The sequence below is a fragment of the Vibrio sp. TBV020 genome, from assembly GCF_046056895.1.
In the GTDB taxonomy this organism is placed as follows: domain Bacteria; phylum Pseudomonadota; class Gammaproteobacteria; order Enterobacterales; family Vibrionaceae; genus Vibrio.
This window is the reverse complement of record NZ_JBEEAQ010000003.1, coordinates 1,781,453-1,800,281: the sequence shown is the minus strand read 5'-3', so window position 1 is coordinate 1,800,281 and position 18,829 is coordinate 1,781,453. Positions and strand designations below refer to the sequence as shown.

Sequence of the window (18,829 nt, the reverse complement as noted above, 5' to 3'; positions counted from 1 at the left end):
GGCCAATACATCATTGGCCTTTATGTTTATCAATTAAAAGTCATTATGGTTATCAATCAACTCAAAGTCATTCATTGCTACATAATCAAACTGAGGTTGTTGTGAACTCTCATAGCCAGGGGATGATTCGATACTAGAGTCACTGTGTTCATTACTCGGTGATTCGCTAATATCAATACTTCCAACGGTAACACTTCCGTTGTCAGAAACCTCATTACCTAACTCATCGGTGTAATCTAATTGATATTGATAGACACCTCTATCGGAAAATTCAGATTTTATCGCCCAATCACCATCACTATCCGACAAGGTTTTATACTCCTTACCTCCTACATTTAGAGTTACTTCAGTATTCGGCTTACTTTCTCCATTAAATACCTTATTTTCCAGTAAGCTAGGCTCGTCGTGTTTTTCCACATCACCCAGCTGTACTGGTGATAAAGAGCGACTTATTGGCGGCGTATCTAACGTAAAGTTATCGAAGCTATTCAGTTCTTGCTGGTTTCCTGCTTTATCAGTGATAGTTGCTGTCCAGCTATACTCTCCGTCAGACAACCCTGTTGACGTTATTGACCAGTTGCCATTTGTATCCGAATTAGTCGACAAGGTAATCGAGTCGGTAGTTCCAACATTTGTAAGTTCAATACTGATAGCTGAGTTTGGCTCTGCCGAACCACTAAATTCAGGCTGATTAGCTACAATACCATCATTATCATTGTCGGTGAGTGAGGCATTAAATAGACTAATTGACGTGTCTAATGTGAACTCAAGCACTGCAGAGTCTGATGCATTACCCGCAGCATCGACCTCACGAACAGTAATCGTGTTCGCTCCCTCTTGCGCTGTCGGTTTATCACTTACCCATTCATCGCCAACAAAGTATTCAATACGACTGCCCGTTTCACTTGGAGTCACCGTAAATTCACCATTACTAGTGATTTTATCATCAGACACACTGCCCGTATCATCCGACAAGCTAATGGTCGGTGCATTTGGCGCTACAGTGTCTAACGTAAACTCAAGCACTGCAGATTCTGATGCATTACCCGCAGCATCGACCTCACGAACAGTAATCGTGTTCGCTCCTTCTTGCGCTGTCGGTTTATCACTTACCCATTTATCGCCAACAAAGTATTCAATACGACTGCCCGTTTCACTTGGAGTCACCGTAAATTCACCATTACTAGTGATTTTATCATCAGACACACTGCCCGTATCATCCGACAAGCTAATTGTCGGTGCATTTGGCGCTACAGTGTCTAACGTAAACTCAAGCACTGCAGAGTCTGATGCATTACCCGCAGCATCGACCTCACGAACAGTAATCGTGTTCGCTCCCTCTTGCGCTGTCGGTTTATCACTTACCCATTCATCGCCAACAAAGTATTCAATACGACTGCCCGTTTCACTTGGAGTCACCGTAAATTCACCATTACTAGTGATTTTATCATCAGACACACTGCCCGTATCATCCGACAAGGTAATAGTCGGTGCATTTGGCGCTACAGTGTCTAACGTAAACTCAAGCACTGCAGAGTCTGATGCATTACCCGCAGCATCGACCTCACGAACAGTAATCGTGTTCGCTCCCTCTTGCGCTGTCGGTTTATCACTTACCCATTCATCGCCAACAAAGTATTCAATACGACTGCCCGTTTCACTTGGAGTCACCGTAAATTCACCATTACTAGTGATTTTATCATCAGACACACTGCCCGTATCATCCGACAAGGTAATAGTCGGTGCATCTGGTGCTACAGTGTCTAACGTGAAAGAAACTTCTCTTGTCAGTTCATTGCCCGCAAGATCATGTGCAACAATTTTCCAAGTGTATTGACCATCATCCAATGACTGTGTTGGGGCTGGAACGGACCAATTACCGTCTTCATCAATGGACACTGTTCCTGCATAAACCCTTGAGTCGTCACTAGCAAGCAGTTCTACAGACATCGAAGACCCCACCTCTACAGTACCGCTGAGAGCGGATACATCAGAGACAAAAGCGTCATCATTAAGGCTAACAGTAAAGTTACTTACCTTAGAATCACGAATGACTTCAATAGTTTCTGTACTCGTATTTCCTGCTGCATCTTTAGAGACAAATACAACCGTGTTTTTACCCTCTATTAAATCAGAGACTTCAACAGTCCAACGGCCATTAGATAGTACATCATCTCCAAGAGTAACTAATGTCCCATTAAGAGTCATACTAGTGATCAGTGAGCCTGCATCTATTCTTCCTTGAAGCGTAACCGATTCTCCTCGTAGCACATTTTCGCCTCCAATGATGCCATAGCCCTCACCATCAATGCTATCGACCGTCATGATAGGCGCTACCGTATCAATCACTGCATTAAATGAAACCGACTCCGTGTTCCCTGCAATATCGACAAAGTTAATAGTAACCTTGTTAAGGCCTTCTGAAAGTTCAAGCTGGTAGCTCCATTCACCACTTTCATCAACAGAGCCCTCATAAACTTTCTGATGATCGACCATAACTGTAAATGAAGAGCCAATATCCACCGCACCATTTAACGAAATTTCCCGACCATCCGCATTGCTATAGATATCTGCGATATTATCTAATTCTGTTTGTTCAGTGCCTTCAATCGACAGCTCTAACTTATCGAAATCTGTCTTTACATAAATGTTTTGTGTAATAGAACTAGAGTTACCGGCACGATCCCACACTGTGAATGTGACACTGTTATCCCCCTTATTTAAAGGCAGCCCTGGCACAACAAAAGTAGATCCAGACTTATTAGCATCATATGACTGACCTCCTACCGAAACCCTCAGCGCTACATATTCCGAAGAAGTAGTTGGAGTGAAGCGCAAAGATACAAGTTGTTTATTTAACGCTAACGACTCGTTACTTTGCATAGATACATCATCAAACATAAAGTCCTCAGCAACTATATCTTCGATGTGAGAGTCAACCGTAACCCTTACTGTGCTGCTTGTCGTATTTCCTGCATTATCGACAAATGACCAGTCAAAGACATAATTGCCATCGGTAGGTAATGGGTCAGGCAAACGCCATGCAGACGACACGTTAATGTCATTGACCTCTAAAGAATACCCATCAGGCCCTGAAACTACAACGCTTGCCGTAATATCTCGATCTGTTACAGAAGTCGACCTATTGAACGTGAAAGTTAATTCCTTGCGGGAAGTATAGTTATCACCATATTGCCCTGTCGTAGGCGCATGAGTATCCGAACCATAGTCGAGATCAACAAAAGCTTGAATTGTGCGATCAACCGTTATTGTTCCCGTTTGCGTTACTGTATTCCCTGCTACATCTTCAAATGAGATTGTGTATGGGTGTTCACGTTCAACAATTTGTCCCACCTCAATCTGCCAAGCCCCACTAGAACTCAACTCCTGAGTAAACTCCATATTATTAATGTGAATAGTGACTTTACCTGCTTCAGAAGCATTCCCTTTAAAGATCATCTTATCTTTAGAAGCATTTAGGTATTGATCACTACCATTGGTAACTGCACCTTCAATTTCATAACTAAATATTGGATCCGTACTATCGACAGTAAATTCTATTGTTTGATCTGGACTTCTGTTGCCTGCACGATCAATAGAATAGATCACAGCTTCATAAGTACCGTCAGACAACGCTTCTGAAAGTTGGAACTGCCAAGTTCCAGATGAGTTAACTTGTGTATTGAAGGTTAGATCACCAACAACAATGGTCACAATAGAGCCAATCTCTCCTGCTCCCTTAAATGTCGGTTTTTCTGTAGAAATGATATTGTCATCTACAATCCCACTTTCATCGAGAACTTGAGCAGAGAAACCTTCATTAGTGTTATCGACAATGATGTTATCCAGCTCTCGCTCTAAAGTATTACCTGCGTCATCTCTAACCGCTGCTGCAACTGTGTAAGTACCATCGGCTAAGCCAGTAAACTCATGTTGCCAAATTCCTGACGAAGGTATTGTCAATGTAACATTAGCTTTCTCTTCACCTTCAGAGTTAGTTAATGTGAGCTCAACAATGTCCCCAACACCACCATTACCACCAACAATAATCTTAGTGCCACTTAAAATGTTATCGGTATCAAACTGGCCATTATCGTTCTCTACTTCCATATTAAAACGAATCGATGTTTTAATATTGATAACCCCTTGTATGCTCGTAGAGTTACCGGCAACATCTTCGGCTTTAACAATAAAGTTATTGATACCTTCATTCAAATTCAACTCTAATGACCAAGTGCCATCACTATTAATTGTCGCAGCGTGATCATTTCCGTTGATTGACAAAATTAGGGAAGCAGTGCCATCACTGACAGTACCACTAAATACTTGATTCTTACTTTGAGATACAAGCGAACCAATATCAGAGCTATCGCCCACCTTAACTGTTAACACTGGAGCAGTTCTATCGACAGTAATAGAGAACTCATGTGAATTACTGTTTCCGGCTTTATCTACTAACTTCATGACAAAATCATGACTTCCTTCTGGAAGGTCTTCAAAAACGTAGCGCCAAGAACCTTGAGTCGTAACAAAGTCAGCCAGCACATCACCAGTAGTCTTATCTTCAATAATGATATTCACCCCAGGTTCAGTGGAGCCTACTAGGTTGATATTTTGAGCGTTAGTAATGAAATCCCCTTTCTGACCAGAGTCTGAATCCAGATCTAGTTGAAGAGTCGTATCTACTGTCGTATCAATAACAAATTCATATGGTTCTTGAGTAGTTCTATCTCCATTTTCATCAACCAGTACAAATTCTATTTTATGATTACCATCAGGCAAAGATACTGGAATCTGGAACGACCATTCTCCCGCTTCGTTAATTGTAGCTGTATATGTCACGCCACCGATCGTCAACTCTACCGTATACCCCGGAGTACCCATACCACCAATTACTGGAGATGGAATATTAGTAACGTTATCTCCTTTGTCTCCACTATCGCTATTAAGATCTAAGCCAGCGGTGAAAGGAAGAATATCAGGGCTTATAGTTAATGTTTGCGTTTTCTCAATGGCATTGCCTGCAATATCCATCGAAATAATTGTTAATGTATGAACACCGAAAGATAACTCCGGAAGTTCTGCTGTAAATACGCCCGATGCACTCACTCCAGCGGTAATAGGACTATCAACACCTGAAATGTACACCTTAACTGTTGAGCCAATAGAAGTCTGACCTGAAATTGATACTTGTTGGGTTTCTGTCACCCAATCGCCAATAAGGCCGGTATCGTCATCAGAATCTAACTGTATACCTGACAGGATTGGCGGCGTTCTATCAATAGTTACATCGTAGTCCGCACTGGTATTCGAGTTTCCCGCCACATCGGTTGCTGTCACGACTATTTTGTATTGTCCCTCGTCCAATACATCCGGGAACTCATAGCTCCATTGCCCTGTATCAACATTCACCGTTGGTGTGTAACTGTATAACGTATCTCCATCGAAATTCTTAACAGTTAAACGTAAAGTAGCATCCGTATCTGTTTGGCCCGAGAATACCAATTTTTGTGCATTAGTAATTTGGTCATTGTCCAATGAACCTGAATCAGAGTCGAGCTTGAACTGGTTAAGTACGACAGTGTCAATAACTAATTCTTTACTTGTAGAGAAAGTGTTACCGGCAATATCTGTTGATTCAACTCTTAACGTATAACGACCATCATCTAAGTCAGTTGGATATGAGTATGTCCATACACCTGAGCTCGGAGTGATATTTTTAGTGTCTAAAGGTGTTGTTCCCGAAATTAAAGTGATCTTAATTTCAGCAGGATCATCCGACGTACCGGAAATAGACAATGAATTATTATTCGTAATCCAATCGCCATCATCACTACCCGTGTCATTATCCAAAGCGAAGTCAACGTTTGGAGGTGTGGTATCCAATATATACGTTCCACTCTTGTTCTTAGTATTACCAGCCAAGTCCGTCGCTTGTATCGTCCAAGTGTATGTACCATCCACTAGTTCGTTCGAACTTGGAACTGTAATAAAGAAGTTACCTTCGTCATTCGCTTGGACATCCGTGTTTACAACAGATATACCTGCTAGTGTCATGACCAATGATACTTTTGCATTAGCTTCCGTCTTGCCAACGAAGCTTGGCGTTTTATCAGACGAGATGCCATCTTGGTCTGAACTACCAAGATCCGATGATGTATCTAATCCAGTCGTTGAAGAAAAGTCTTGGATCTGTGTATCGACAACAACGGTACCTGTTTTTTCAACCTCATTACCAGCTATATCTACCGCCGTCACTTTCCAACTATATGTGCCGTCAGACGGAGCATTAGCTGCGAATTCAAATTCGTTACCACTAGTAATTGTTTGTTGTGAAGACGAGGCAGTTGCGCCGACTAAACCAAACTCGAAGCGGAGCGTAACAGAAGAAGAGCCTTCTCCTCCTACCGTTCCTTTAAATTTCAGATTTTGTTCTTTTGTAATACCGTCTGATGATGATTCCCCAGTATCAAGCACTGAATCCAAAGCAGCAGTTAAACTAGGAGGTGTAGTATCAATCGTCAAAGATTTAGAAATAGACTCAATGTTACCCGCAACATCAACGGCTTCTACTCTCCATGTATATTGCCCATCTTCAAGCTGCGTCGTGACTGGGATAGACCAGCTATTAGATGTTGTTATAGGTCCATAAGAAGCAACTAAGCTGTCATCTTGGTATATCTTGAGAACGACTGTCGATGTTTCATTTACACTGCCAGAAAACGTTGGCGTAGTATTGTTAGTAACTCCATCATTAGATGAACTCCCTGAGTCTGCCAAACTATCTAAGTCAGCAACTAACGTTGGTTTTGAAGTATCAATCGTCAAAGACCCATTTTTTGTTGACTTGTTGCCAGCAATATCTTCAATTTCAACTGTATAACTATATATACCATCTCCTTGCGTCAAATTAGGCAAAGAAATAGTCCATACATTATTTACGACAGAGGCTACGAGCACTGAAGATATATCAATTGAGTTGCCTCCGAACGTTAACGACTTCAGAGTCACTTTAGCACCGGCTTCAGCACTACCAGAAAGTGAAACATCTGTTTTGTTCGTAATCGCGTCATCATTCTGGTGGCCAGTATCGTCTTCAGAAGCCAAAGCAACTGTGAAAGATTCAATAGACGTATCAATAACCAGCTGGCCAGTAGATTCTTCTGAAACGTTGCCAGCAACGTCGGTCGCAATGGCTGTCCAGGTATAAGTACCTTCCTCTAAAGCTTGCGATGCAACAGACCATGAACCATTCGCATTAGTTACGACAGTACTTAGTGTTTGAACTGTTTCATCTTCTTTTTTGATCACGATTGTAACTGTAGCCCCTACTTCCGTAGTACCAACAAAGCTTGGTGTAGAGACATTTGTAATACCATCAGTATCGCTGAAACCCGAATCACTTACGTCAGACAGCGCTACATCACTTAATACCGGCGGAGTTGTATCAATGTTAACAGTAATAGACGAACTTTCAGTCGTATTACCAGCAGCGTCGGTAGCGGTTGCTTTGATTGTGTATACTCCGTCAGGAAGCTGACTCGTTAGTTGATAACTCCAATTTCCATCCGCTCCTACCGTTACATATGCTGGTGAGATCGTTACTTCATTGTTAGAGCTATTTTTAACTTGCAGCTGAACCCGACTTCCTTTTTCTGCAACGCCTGAAAATAGAGGAGTATTATCCTTAGTAATGTTATCTGATGCACTCACCCCGGTATCTGACACCAATGTAAAAGAGTCTAATGATGGTGCAACAGTATCAATGATTAACGTTTGTTGTTCAGAACTCGATGTGTTGCCTGCAACGTCAGTTAAAACCACAACCCAAACATAATTGCCATCATTAAGTGTGTTCGAGTTTGTGATAGAAATCGTACCTGACTCTGGTATCGTCATTTCAGACGACGTCCATTGAGGTGTACCTGATGTTGAATCGCCGCTCCAAAGTTTCAGAACCGCCTTAGACCCGGCTTCACCAACAATATTGAAAGTCGGTGTATTATCTTGCGTAATACCATCGTCTTGTTCGAAACCACTATCAGAAGATGCATCCAATGCAACACTCGTTAAAGTTGGAGGAGTCGTGTCTAACTTAAACTCACCACCTACCTCAGGTGAAATATTACCTGCAGCATCACTTGCCGTCATAGACCAAGTGTAATCACCATCTTTAGGTAAAGCCGGACTCACGGTCAAAGTCCATGTACCGCCAGCTACAACTGTATTAAAGACCTTCGAATAGTTATCTGGTCCAGTTAAAGTTAGCTGCACCTTATCGCCATTTGTACCAGTACCTTTAAATGCTGGTGTATCTACATTTGAGTAAACAACACCATTTGCACTTCCGGTTAAAGAATCAAAATCTCCTGTAACTGAAATAGTACTATCAAAAACAAACGTCCCTTTTTCTTCTGCACTGTTACCTGCAATGTCAACGATTGTCACGGTCCATTCATACGTACCGTCTACTGACAACGCTGGCGCCGTCAATACCCAGTTACCGTCACTATCCACCGTCGCAGTCGTGGTAGGCACCGTAACCGGAGCCCCACTTGCAGTGTTCACCAAGGAGGTCAAAGTCACCGTCGCGCCCACTTCTCCCTTGCCGCTCACTTTCACTTGCGTCACATTCGTGATGTCATCACTGCTTGAGTCTCCGCTGTCAGTGCTCGCATCCAACCCAGCCTCAAAACCCGTGATCTCTGTATCAATCACAAGCGGCGTACTGCTTGATTTCTCACTCGTATTGCCTGCAGCATCCGTTGCCACGACCACCCAGTTGTAACTGCCTTGCGCTAACGTCGTTGTATCGAGACTCCAACTGCCGTTGTTCTTCGTTACTGTTGTCGTAAACGTATACGCTGCCGTCTCAGGTGAAGACGTATTGAACAGCTTCAGCTCAATCTGATTGCCTTTTTCCGCGGTACCGCTAAACGTCGGCGTTGTATCGTTGGTGATGCTGTCATCATCCGATTGGCCGCTGTCACTGCTTGCTTCAAGGCCAACATCCGAGAGCGTTGGCGCCACTGTATCAATGTTCAGTGTAATTGCGCTGCTGCTGCTTGTATTCCCCGCGGCATCCATCACTTGCGCAACCCAAGTGTAGCGTCCGTCGGTAAGTTCAGTGGTTGGGGTGTATGACCAACTGCCATCTTGAGCAACGGTCACATAACTAGGTTGCAATGCAACTGGGTCACCTGCATTGTTCGTCAATAAGATTGACACACGGGCGCCCGCTTCCGATGTCCCCACAAACGTTGGTGTGGAGTCATTCGAGTAGTTGGTGCCATCCACCAAGCTTGTATCACTTTCGTCTGATAACGAGACATTACTTAATGTTGGGGCCGTCTTGTCAATCGTAACCGTGACCACTTCTGAATCAGAGGAGTTACCCGCAATATCGGTTACTGTCACTTTATATTGATATTCACCTTCAGATAGGTCACTCGTCGTAAACTGATGATCAGCCCCTGACAGGGTGACCCTCTCGTCCACTAAAAGGGGATTCGGAGATCCTTTCTGCCATACCTGTAAGGTCACACTGTGTGCATTGCCTTGGGTATTCACCGAGATGTTGAGAGCCCCTTCATTCGTCAGATTATCGTCTGCGGCAAAACCCGTGTCATTATCTAATGCCGTTGTCGCTGTAGGAGCAATGCTGTCAAGGGTAAAGCTATTTGTTACTTCACTCTGGTTGCCTGCTACGTCTGTAGCGGTCACCGTCCAAGTGTAACTGCCGTCAGTATCAATCTCATCGGCAGTCACAGACCAAGATCCGTCATTTGCCACAACAGTAGTCAGCGTTTGGGTGCCTGCTGGACCGGTGATGACAACCGTTATGTTATCCCCTTTATCACCTGTACCGGATAAAGTTGGCTCCTTCGTATTGGTGTACACTACGCCACCCGATTGACCCGTTTCGGAATCAAACTGAGCAGTTAGGGTGATTTCATTATCGAACGTAAATTTACCCGTTACATTCTTTGTGTTGCCCGCAATATCTTCATAACGCAAACCATAAGTGTATTCACCATTGCTATTACCAAAGGTCGGTACATTTAATGTCCAAACACCGTTGCTTCCCGCGGTCGTAAATACGTCACTCGAAAGCGTCACTGCACTACCATCAGGCTTTTCTAGTGACGTTAACGTCACTTTAGTACCCGCTTCGACTGTGCCAGACAGTTTCACTGTGGTTTGATTTGTGATGTTATCGGAGTCATTGTCGCCACTGTCAGTGTCTGCGCTTAAACCGTGATCATCTCCACCCGTTACAGTTCGGTCGATCACTAGAGCAGTATCACTCACTACAGAGTCACTCACATTGCCCGCTTTATCGGTTGCACTAACCGTCACACTCCAAGTCCCTTCTGGGATATCTTGCGAAGCCGCTAACGTCCATGAACCATCGCCATAAGCGGCCGTCTCAAACTCAAGACGTTGAGTGCCTTGCACCAACACAACTTTCACTTTGGCGGACTCGGTTACGCTGCCAGAGAATACCGGACGTAAAGTGTTGGTCACCATATCTGCGTTGCTGTTTCCTGAATCCGTTGCTTCCGTTAAGCCGGCGAAGGTCACCGTTGGCGCTTGTGTGTCAATCACGGCCAAGCCAGATTGAGCCGGTGAGTCATTACCCGCCAAATCCTGAGCAAAGGCAGACCAAGTGTACGTACCGTCATCAAGATCGAGGTCATCCGGTAAAGAGAATGTCCATGAACCATCACTGCCGACCACAACGAACTCCGGAGATAGAGCAATTGCACCCCCTTCACTATTCGCCAAGGTGAGATAAATACGCGCCCCTGCTTCAGCACCCGACCCAGAGAAAACAAGCTGGTTATCGTTAACGAACCCGCCATTTTCTGCGTCATTCAGTTCAACTGTGCCTAAGGCTGGTGATGTGGTATCGATGGTCATTGACCCAACCGTCGAGCTCGCCTGGTTACCAGCAATATCGACAGCGATCACTTGGTAGCTAAATTGGCCGTCATCCAAATCGGAAACGGTGAACGTATAACTGCCGTCGTTGCCTACAGTGACAAACCCCGAGTCGTACGTCGCTGAAGCAGCACTGCCGCTCGACTCCCATACCAATAACTTCACTTGGTGAGCATTGCCAGTCGTGACAACTTTAATGTCCGGAGTCGAGTCTTTTGTGATCCCATCGGATGCACTCACGCCAGTATCACTCAACAGCTCTAGTGATTCGAAAGCTGGAGGAGTCGTATCAAGCGTAAAGCTACCACGTTGAGAGTTATCGGTGTTCCCAGCTGCGTCTGTTGCTACAATTGACCAATTGTAAACCCCATCTTTATCCAACTTAGAAACATCAATGGACCAAGCACCGTTGTCCCCAACGACCGCCGTAAGCTCTTGACTCCCTTCTGGGCCAGAAAGAGTCAACGTAATACGGTCGCCCTTTGTACCTGTACCGTTAAAGGCCGGAGAGTCGTCTTTCGTAAACAGCACACCGTTACTTTCAACCTGCCCAGCCTCCAGGTTCGCTGTGATACTGATTTGCGTATCAAGCTCATAGCTGCCATCCACCTCTTTGATGTTGCCTGCGGCATCTACGTACTCAATTGTGTAGGTATACGTACCCTGCTCACTGCCAAAACTTGGTAGCGTGATCACCCAGTTACCATCATCGTCCGTCGAAACGCTTGCCACCCCGCTCACGTCTATCGGCGTACCGCCTGGTGTCGAGAGACTCTTAAGGGTGACTTGGCTACCTGCCTCAACTTGACCCGTCAATTTCACGGTGGTGTGGTTAGTTAAGTTATCACCACTCACGCCTGAATCAGAGTCCGCATGTAACCCCACATCGTCGCCGCCTGTCACGGTTTTATCGATAACAAGGTTAGTGTCTGAAGTCACCACACTGCTGGTGTTGCCCGCCATATCTAGCGCTGTCACAGTCACACTGTAAGTACCTTCATCAATCGTGCTCGTTGCCGCCAATGACCATGAACCGGTCACATACGTCGACGATTCAAACGTATAAGTTTTACCTGCAGGGATAGAGGTCAAAACAACCGTGATTTTAGCTTCTTCTGACACAGTACCTGTAAAGACCGGAGCATCTGAATTGGTCAACATATCTGACGAATCATTGCCACTGTCCGTTGCTGCACTGATGCCATTGAAGGTCACTTCTGGAGAAGAGGTATCGAGAGTAAACGAGCCAGCTTTCGGTGCTGAAGTGTTTCCGGCTACATCTTGAGCAGTAAAACTCCAAGTGTATGCCCCATCGTCTAGTTGACTTGCAATATTCGAAGACAGTGCATAAGTCCAACTGCCATTTGTTGCCTCAACATAAGCTGGGTTAACTGCAACAGTGCCATTAGGCCCCGTAAGGGTAAGGTAAATACGTGCTCCAACTTCAGCCGTACCACTAAAGCTCACTTCTGCATCATTAACATAAGAGCCATTTGAAGTGTCAGCTAGGGTAACAGCACCTAAGACAGGAGCGGTTGTATCTATGGTCACACTTGCAGTTGCACTTTCAGCAACGTTTCCTGCAGCGTCAGTTACGATAACCTTGTATTGATAGCTTCCTTCATCCAGTTGAGTGGTTGTAAAGGTGTGTGTTTGTGAGCCCGCAAGTTGATGCGTGGTACTGAACACCGCATCATTCGCCGTTTCACCTTGCTTCCAAACCACAAGGCGTACTTGGTGTGCGTTGCCTGTTGTAGTCACCTTAACAGACAGCTCATCATTTTTGGTGATGCCATCATTGGCCGCTACACCACTGTCATTAAGCAACTCAGTGGTTGCTCCCGGAGCTACAGTATCGAGCGTGAACTCACCTTCCTTCACTTGAGTGTTACCCGCTACATCAATCGCTTGCATCTCCCAGGTGTATTTACCATCCGTATCTAAGGCATTTTCACCTTCAAACGTAATGCTCCATACCCCGCTTGCAACAGTTGTAACAACGGTATGAGTATAGTCCTTCGGTCCTGTCAGCGTGATGGTCACTCTATCGCCATCCGTACCAGTCCCCGACAACGTTGGCGTGGTATCGTTAGTAATTTGGTCTGAGTCGCTGGCACCAGTATCGGAAGCTTTATCCAATCCCGCCGTCACTGAAATAGTACTGTCAAAAACAAACGTCCCTTTTTCTTCTGCACTGTTACCTGCAATGTCAACGATTGTCACGGTCCATTCATACGTACCGTCTACTGACAACGCTGGCGCCGTCAATACCCAGTTACCGTCACTATCCACCGTCGCAGTCGTGGTAGGCACCGTAACCGGAGCCCCACTTGCAGTGTTCACCAAGGAGGTCAAAGTCACCGTCGCGCCCACTTCTCCCTTGCCGCTCACTTTCACTTGCGTCACATTCGTGATGTCATCACTGCTTGAGTCTCCGCTGTCAGTGCTCGCATCCAACCCAGCCTCAAAACCCGTGATCTCTGTATCAATCACAAGCGGCGTACTGCTTGATTTCTCACTCGTATTGCCTGCAGCATCCGTTGCCACGACCACCCAGTTGTAACTGCCTTGCGCTAACGTCGTTGTATCGAGACTCCAACTGCCGTTGTTCTTCGTTACTGTTGTCGTAAACGTATACGCTGCCGTCTCAGGTGAAGACGTATTGAACAGCTTCAGCTCAATCTGATTGCCTTTTTCCGCGGTACCGCTAAACGTCGGCGTTGTATCGTTGGTGATGCTGTCATCATCCGATTGGCCGCTGTCACTGCTTGCTTCAAGGCCAACATCCGAGAGCGTTGGCGCCACTGTATCAATGTTCAGTGTAATTGCGCTGCTGCTGCTTGTATTCCCCGCGGCATCCATCACTTGCGCAACCCAAGTGTAGCTTCCGTCGGTAAGTTCAGTGGTTGGGGTGTATGACCAACTGCCATCTTGAGCAACGGTCACATAACTAGGTTGCAATGCAACTGGGTCACCTGCATTGTTCGTCAATAAGATTGACACACGGGCGCCCGCTTCCGATGTCCCCACAAACGTTGGTGTGGAGTCATTCGAGTAGTTGGTGCCATCCACCAAGCTTGTATCACTTTCGTCTGATAACGAGACATTACTTAATGTTGGGGCCGTCTTATCAACGATAATAGTTTGCGGATCACTACTTGATTTATTGCCAGCAATGTCACTAACTTCTATTACCCAACGATACTCTCCTTCATCCAGTGCATCGGAAACACTAAACGTAAACTCACCTTTCGAGTCAACATTGACTCCATCTGATGTGTATATTGGTGAAGAGCTCACAACTCCATTAGATACCGAGTAAATATGAACTAGAGCAATACCCGTTGATTCTGAGATTTTGCCTTCGAAAGTTGGCTTGTCATTGCTTGTACTAGGAGGCTCACTCTCGAACCCAACACTGCTATCTAGGAGAATGTTAGCTTCGACAAGATTTGGTGCTGTTAAATCTAATGTAAATGAGTAGTTAGGCGTGGTATGTGTGTTACCCGCAATATCTGTTATTTGAGCGTACCAAGAGTAGCTTCCTTCTTTCGATAGTTCGGGAACAGAAATGCTCCATGTGCTATTAGAAGCCACTGTTGATGTAGGAATATTTGTGACTGCTACGCCGTCAGGATCAACTAGAGTTAAGGTAACAGTCCCCCCAGCTTCACCTGTACCAGAAAACACAGGTTTATTAACATTTGTGATACCATCTGAACTAGAAACACCAGAGTCGGACTCGAGAATAGCATTGACTTCCGTGGTCGTATCTAGGATTACAATCCCAGAAACATTCTTACTGTTGCCAGCAATATCAGTCAATTCTACGGTCCAACGATACTCACCATCACCCATTGTCAAACGCGGTAACTGCAACAGCCAATCGCCCGATTCATTAACTTCAGTGTCCAACACGGATGAAACATCGATTGAGCCGTTTGGCCCAGTCAAAGAGCTAATTTGTACATTCGAGCCAACCTCACCTTTACCAGTTAATGTTATGGTATTTTGATTAGTAATGTTGTCTAGTTTGTCACCTGAATTTGAATCGTCATGGAGCTTACCCGTTGCTCCTTGGTAAGTGGTATCAATCGTTATTAGTTGCTCGTCGTCTGCAAGAGTGGTCGTATTACCTGCAATATCAGTCGCCTTGACTACCCAACGATACTCACCATCTGTTAGATCAGAAACCGTTACAGACCATGAACCATTCTGATCTGTAACGTCTACTGAGCTCGTTTGTATTAAGATATCACCTCGATAAATTAACACTTCAACCTTTGCATCTTTTTCGGCAGTACCTACAAATGTTGGGCTTTTATCTCGAGTGATAAAATCACTGTCTGATATTCCAGTATCAGAACTACTATCTAATGCGACAGAACCCAGCACAGGAGCTACGCTATCAACAGTAATTTCAAGAGTATTACTTGCCGACCTATTACCTGCTGAGTCTTCTGCTTGAAAACTTATGTTATACACTCCATCATCTAAAGAATCAGGCAGCTCATAGATCCAATTAGCAGACTCAACGTTATAGGTGATTGGAGTTATCACTGGTTCACTAGTAATTTTATTTGTAATTGTTATGTGAATGACACTACCAACTTCAGACGCTACTCCCCTAAACGTTAATGTTGATTTATTAGTGATATTGTCACCGACAACGTTTGAATCGGAGTTGTCCGTTAGCGAAATTGTCCCTAGAACTGGTGCAACAGTATCTACCGTAACAAATTCATATTCTGTCACAGTCAAGTTACCTGCAACGTCTGTTACAGACACTTGATATGCATATTTTCCATCAGGTAATGTGGTCGTTAGATCGTATGTTAATTTTCCACTAGCCCCGACTGAAACTGGGTTTGCAGTTTGATATGTCGGAGTCGTAGAAATGACATTATTGTTTACTTGAAAAATGGACAGAGAAACCTTTGCATTGGTTTCCGTAGTAATCAAAAAGTTTAAGGTGTTATCATTTGTATGAGAGTCATCGAAACCGGTGTTAGATGCAAGTTCAACTGTCGCTTCAGGTGCAATGCTATCATATATAAATGAGTCACTAACTGGAGTTGCATTATTACCCGCAACATCAACTGCATTAACGACCCACGACCATTCGCCTTGCTTCGTCAATGCAGACTCATTTGGCGTTGATATAGACCATGTACCGTTTGCTAACGCAAGTGTTGTTAATTCAATTTTTTCCCCTGATTCGGCATGCGTTAAGAGCAAGTTGATAGTTGAGCCTGCATCTGCCGTACCATTAAACTGAGGCTTATCTATGTTAGTAATATTATCACTATCGTCGCCAGAGTCTGAAGACTTACTCAATTGAGCTGTCAAGGAGATCTGAGTATCAATAACAATTGGTAAGTCGATCGATTCTGTATTGCCTGCTACATCCACTACCGCGAAGCTTACAACATAACTACCGTCACTAAGTTCATCGGGGACACTATAAGACCAAGCACCGTCATTATTTGTTGTAACAGGACCATAAACACTCTGACTAGACCCATTATTTGAATTCTGAATAGTAATAGTAATTTTTGAATTTGGTTCCGCAGTACCAGTAAAAATAGGGGTTTTAACATTTGTGATATTATCAGTAGTAACACCTGAGTTTGATTCATCTGAAATTTTAGCGGAAAAGTTTTCGATACTTCGGTCTACAACTACAGTACCATTAACCGCATTAACACTACTATTACCTGCAGCGTCAACAGCAGTGATTGAGTAGCTATACGTTCCTTCGACTAAACTATCTACGTCAAAGCTCCAATCACCTTTATCATCAGAAACCACGACTGCAGTCAAGCTGACTTCTGGAATTGATAATGTAACTGTTAAGTTAGGTTCGGTTTTACCTTTAAAAGTCAGTTTATCTGCATTAGTAATACCATCATTGTTGTGATGGCCTGTGTCTGTAGTCGAGTCTAGGCCGCCTGTTATCTGTGGGCCAATGGTATCTATTACAACTTGTTCATTGACAATTGTCGAACTATTACCAGCAACATCTTTTGCATATGCTGTAATCGTATATGTACCGTCAGCTAATTTATTCGTGACAGATAATGACCAGCGCCCATTTTCTTCAACTTTCGTTGAATACGTAAAACCATCAATCTCTACGAATATTGTTGCACCGACCTCTCCTCGGCCAACAAAGACTGGGGTATTTATGGCAGTAATATTGTCAGTAGTTTCACCTGTATTTGACTCGTTCGATAACCCTAACCAAGAAAAATTGGGGGGGGTCAAATCAATAGTGATCTCTTGTTCAATTTCAACCCGGTTACCAGCGATATCTACAGAAACGAAAACTACATCGTGTGCGCCTTCGGTGAAAGAAACTGGTAATTGGAAGTTTGTAGGAGATGAAGCGTTAACATCCACGTCATATGTAACGCCATCTAAAATTATCTGAATTGTAGCACCGACCTCATGCTTGAAACTAAAGATTGGTCGCTCTATGTTAGTAATCCAATCTCCGATGGTCCCGCTGTCAGTCAAACTAGTTAAAGTCGCTGAAAACTCATTTACTGTATCAATAGTTACATGTTGGCTGGATGTAGCTTCATTTCCGGCTTCATCCACTGCAGAAATAATGAATTCATGATCACCATCAGGTATATCTAATGGAAAAGTAAAAGACCACTCTCCTTCCGTAACTGGGAGCTGATAGCTAATATCACCCACAGAAATAGTCAAAGATTGTGGATTACCGCTAACGGTTCCTTTGAATGTAGGATTATTTACGTTTGTAATTCCATCACTATCGGAAATACCAGAGTCAGAATCTAAGGAAATACTTACTTCTGGTGCGACCGTATCAATAATCAGTAACTGATTAGCTGTTACCTGGTTACCGGCGTCGTCGACCGCTTTAATAATTAAATTATATTCCCCATCTTCTAACTCATCAGCAATCGTAATAATAGCAAGGCCACTTGAGTCCGCTACAGCTTCGTATACAACACCAGCGATAGAGATGCTAACAGATGCCTCAGCCAATGTTCTAACTTCAAACACGGGTTTATTGACATTAGTGATAAAATCGCCCTTGGTTCCACTATCGCTACGACCAGAAAGTTTAACTTCAACAAATAAATCTGTTTCTTCTTTGTCACTTTCGTTCGCTACGATTGGCTGAGAAGACGTACCAGAGGAAGAGCTAGTGTTAAGAGTTGCTTGCTCATTAGAACTTTTTTTACTCGTATTATCATTAAAGTCTGAATCAAAGTCGTCATTCTCATTAACATCGAGTGTTTTAACGTCAATAAAAGCATAGTTTGTTTGATTTAAAAGTTGGTTTAACAGCTCGATATCAGACTCTTGTTCTTCAGAGATCTCTTCTTCTTGATTCTCTTTTTCTTCTTCTAACTTCTTTTTTAATTCAGTTAGTTCTTTAATTTGCTTTTGTAAATTTTCAAACTCTTCTTGCGTTTGATTATCCTTAGTTCCTTGACCTTGTTGATCCTTATATTTTTCCCCAGCAGGCTCTTGTTGGGAGTTGATCATAGATGGCACTAAGACAGAAGAGTTGCTCTCCAAATTTACTTTTTTAAGTATATCACTTCTAGATAAAGCAGAGCCATCAGGAGAAGAAATAACAAGGTCACCTTTCAAAAGAGAGGTGACACCATTTTTAATTGTTTTAAGCTCACCATTCGGTTTTTTAACCGTAATATCAAAGCCAGTAATAGACACTTCATTAACGTTTGAAACTTGAACATTAATCATAATAAATACCGTTTTTACGAGTGAAATTCATCGTAAATAAAATGAAAAACACTTCAAAGAGAAATAATAGGCGACATACGCCGTAGGCCAAATCTGTAAAATGGCCTATTCAATGAACTGAAAGAAATTATTATAT

At 43.7% G+C, this 18,829-nt stretch carries 1 protein-coding gene; it reads right to left on the bottom strand.

The genetic code is table 11. The features are described from left to right. Window positions 1-33 precede the first annotated feature (33 nt). Window positions 34-18,693: an Ig-like domain-containing protein gene (locus tag AAFX28_RS16290; protein WP_408689194.1), complete on the bottom strand. Its 18,660-nt coding sequence runs from the start codon at window positions 18,691-18,693 to the stop codon at window positions 34-36. Window positions 18,694-18,829: the final 136 nt, after the last annotated feature.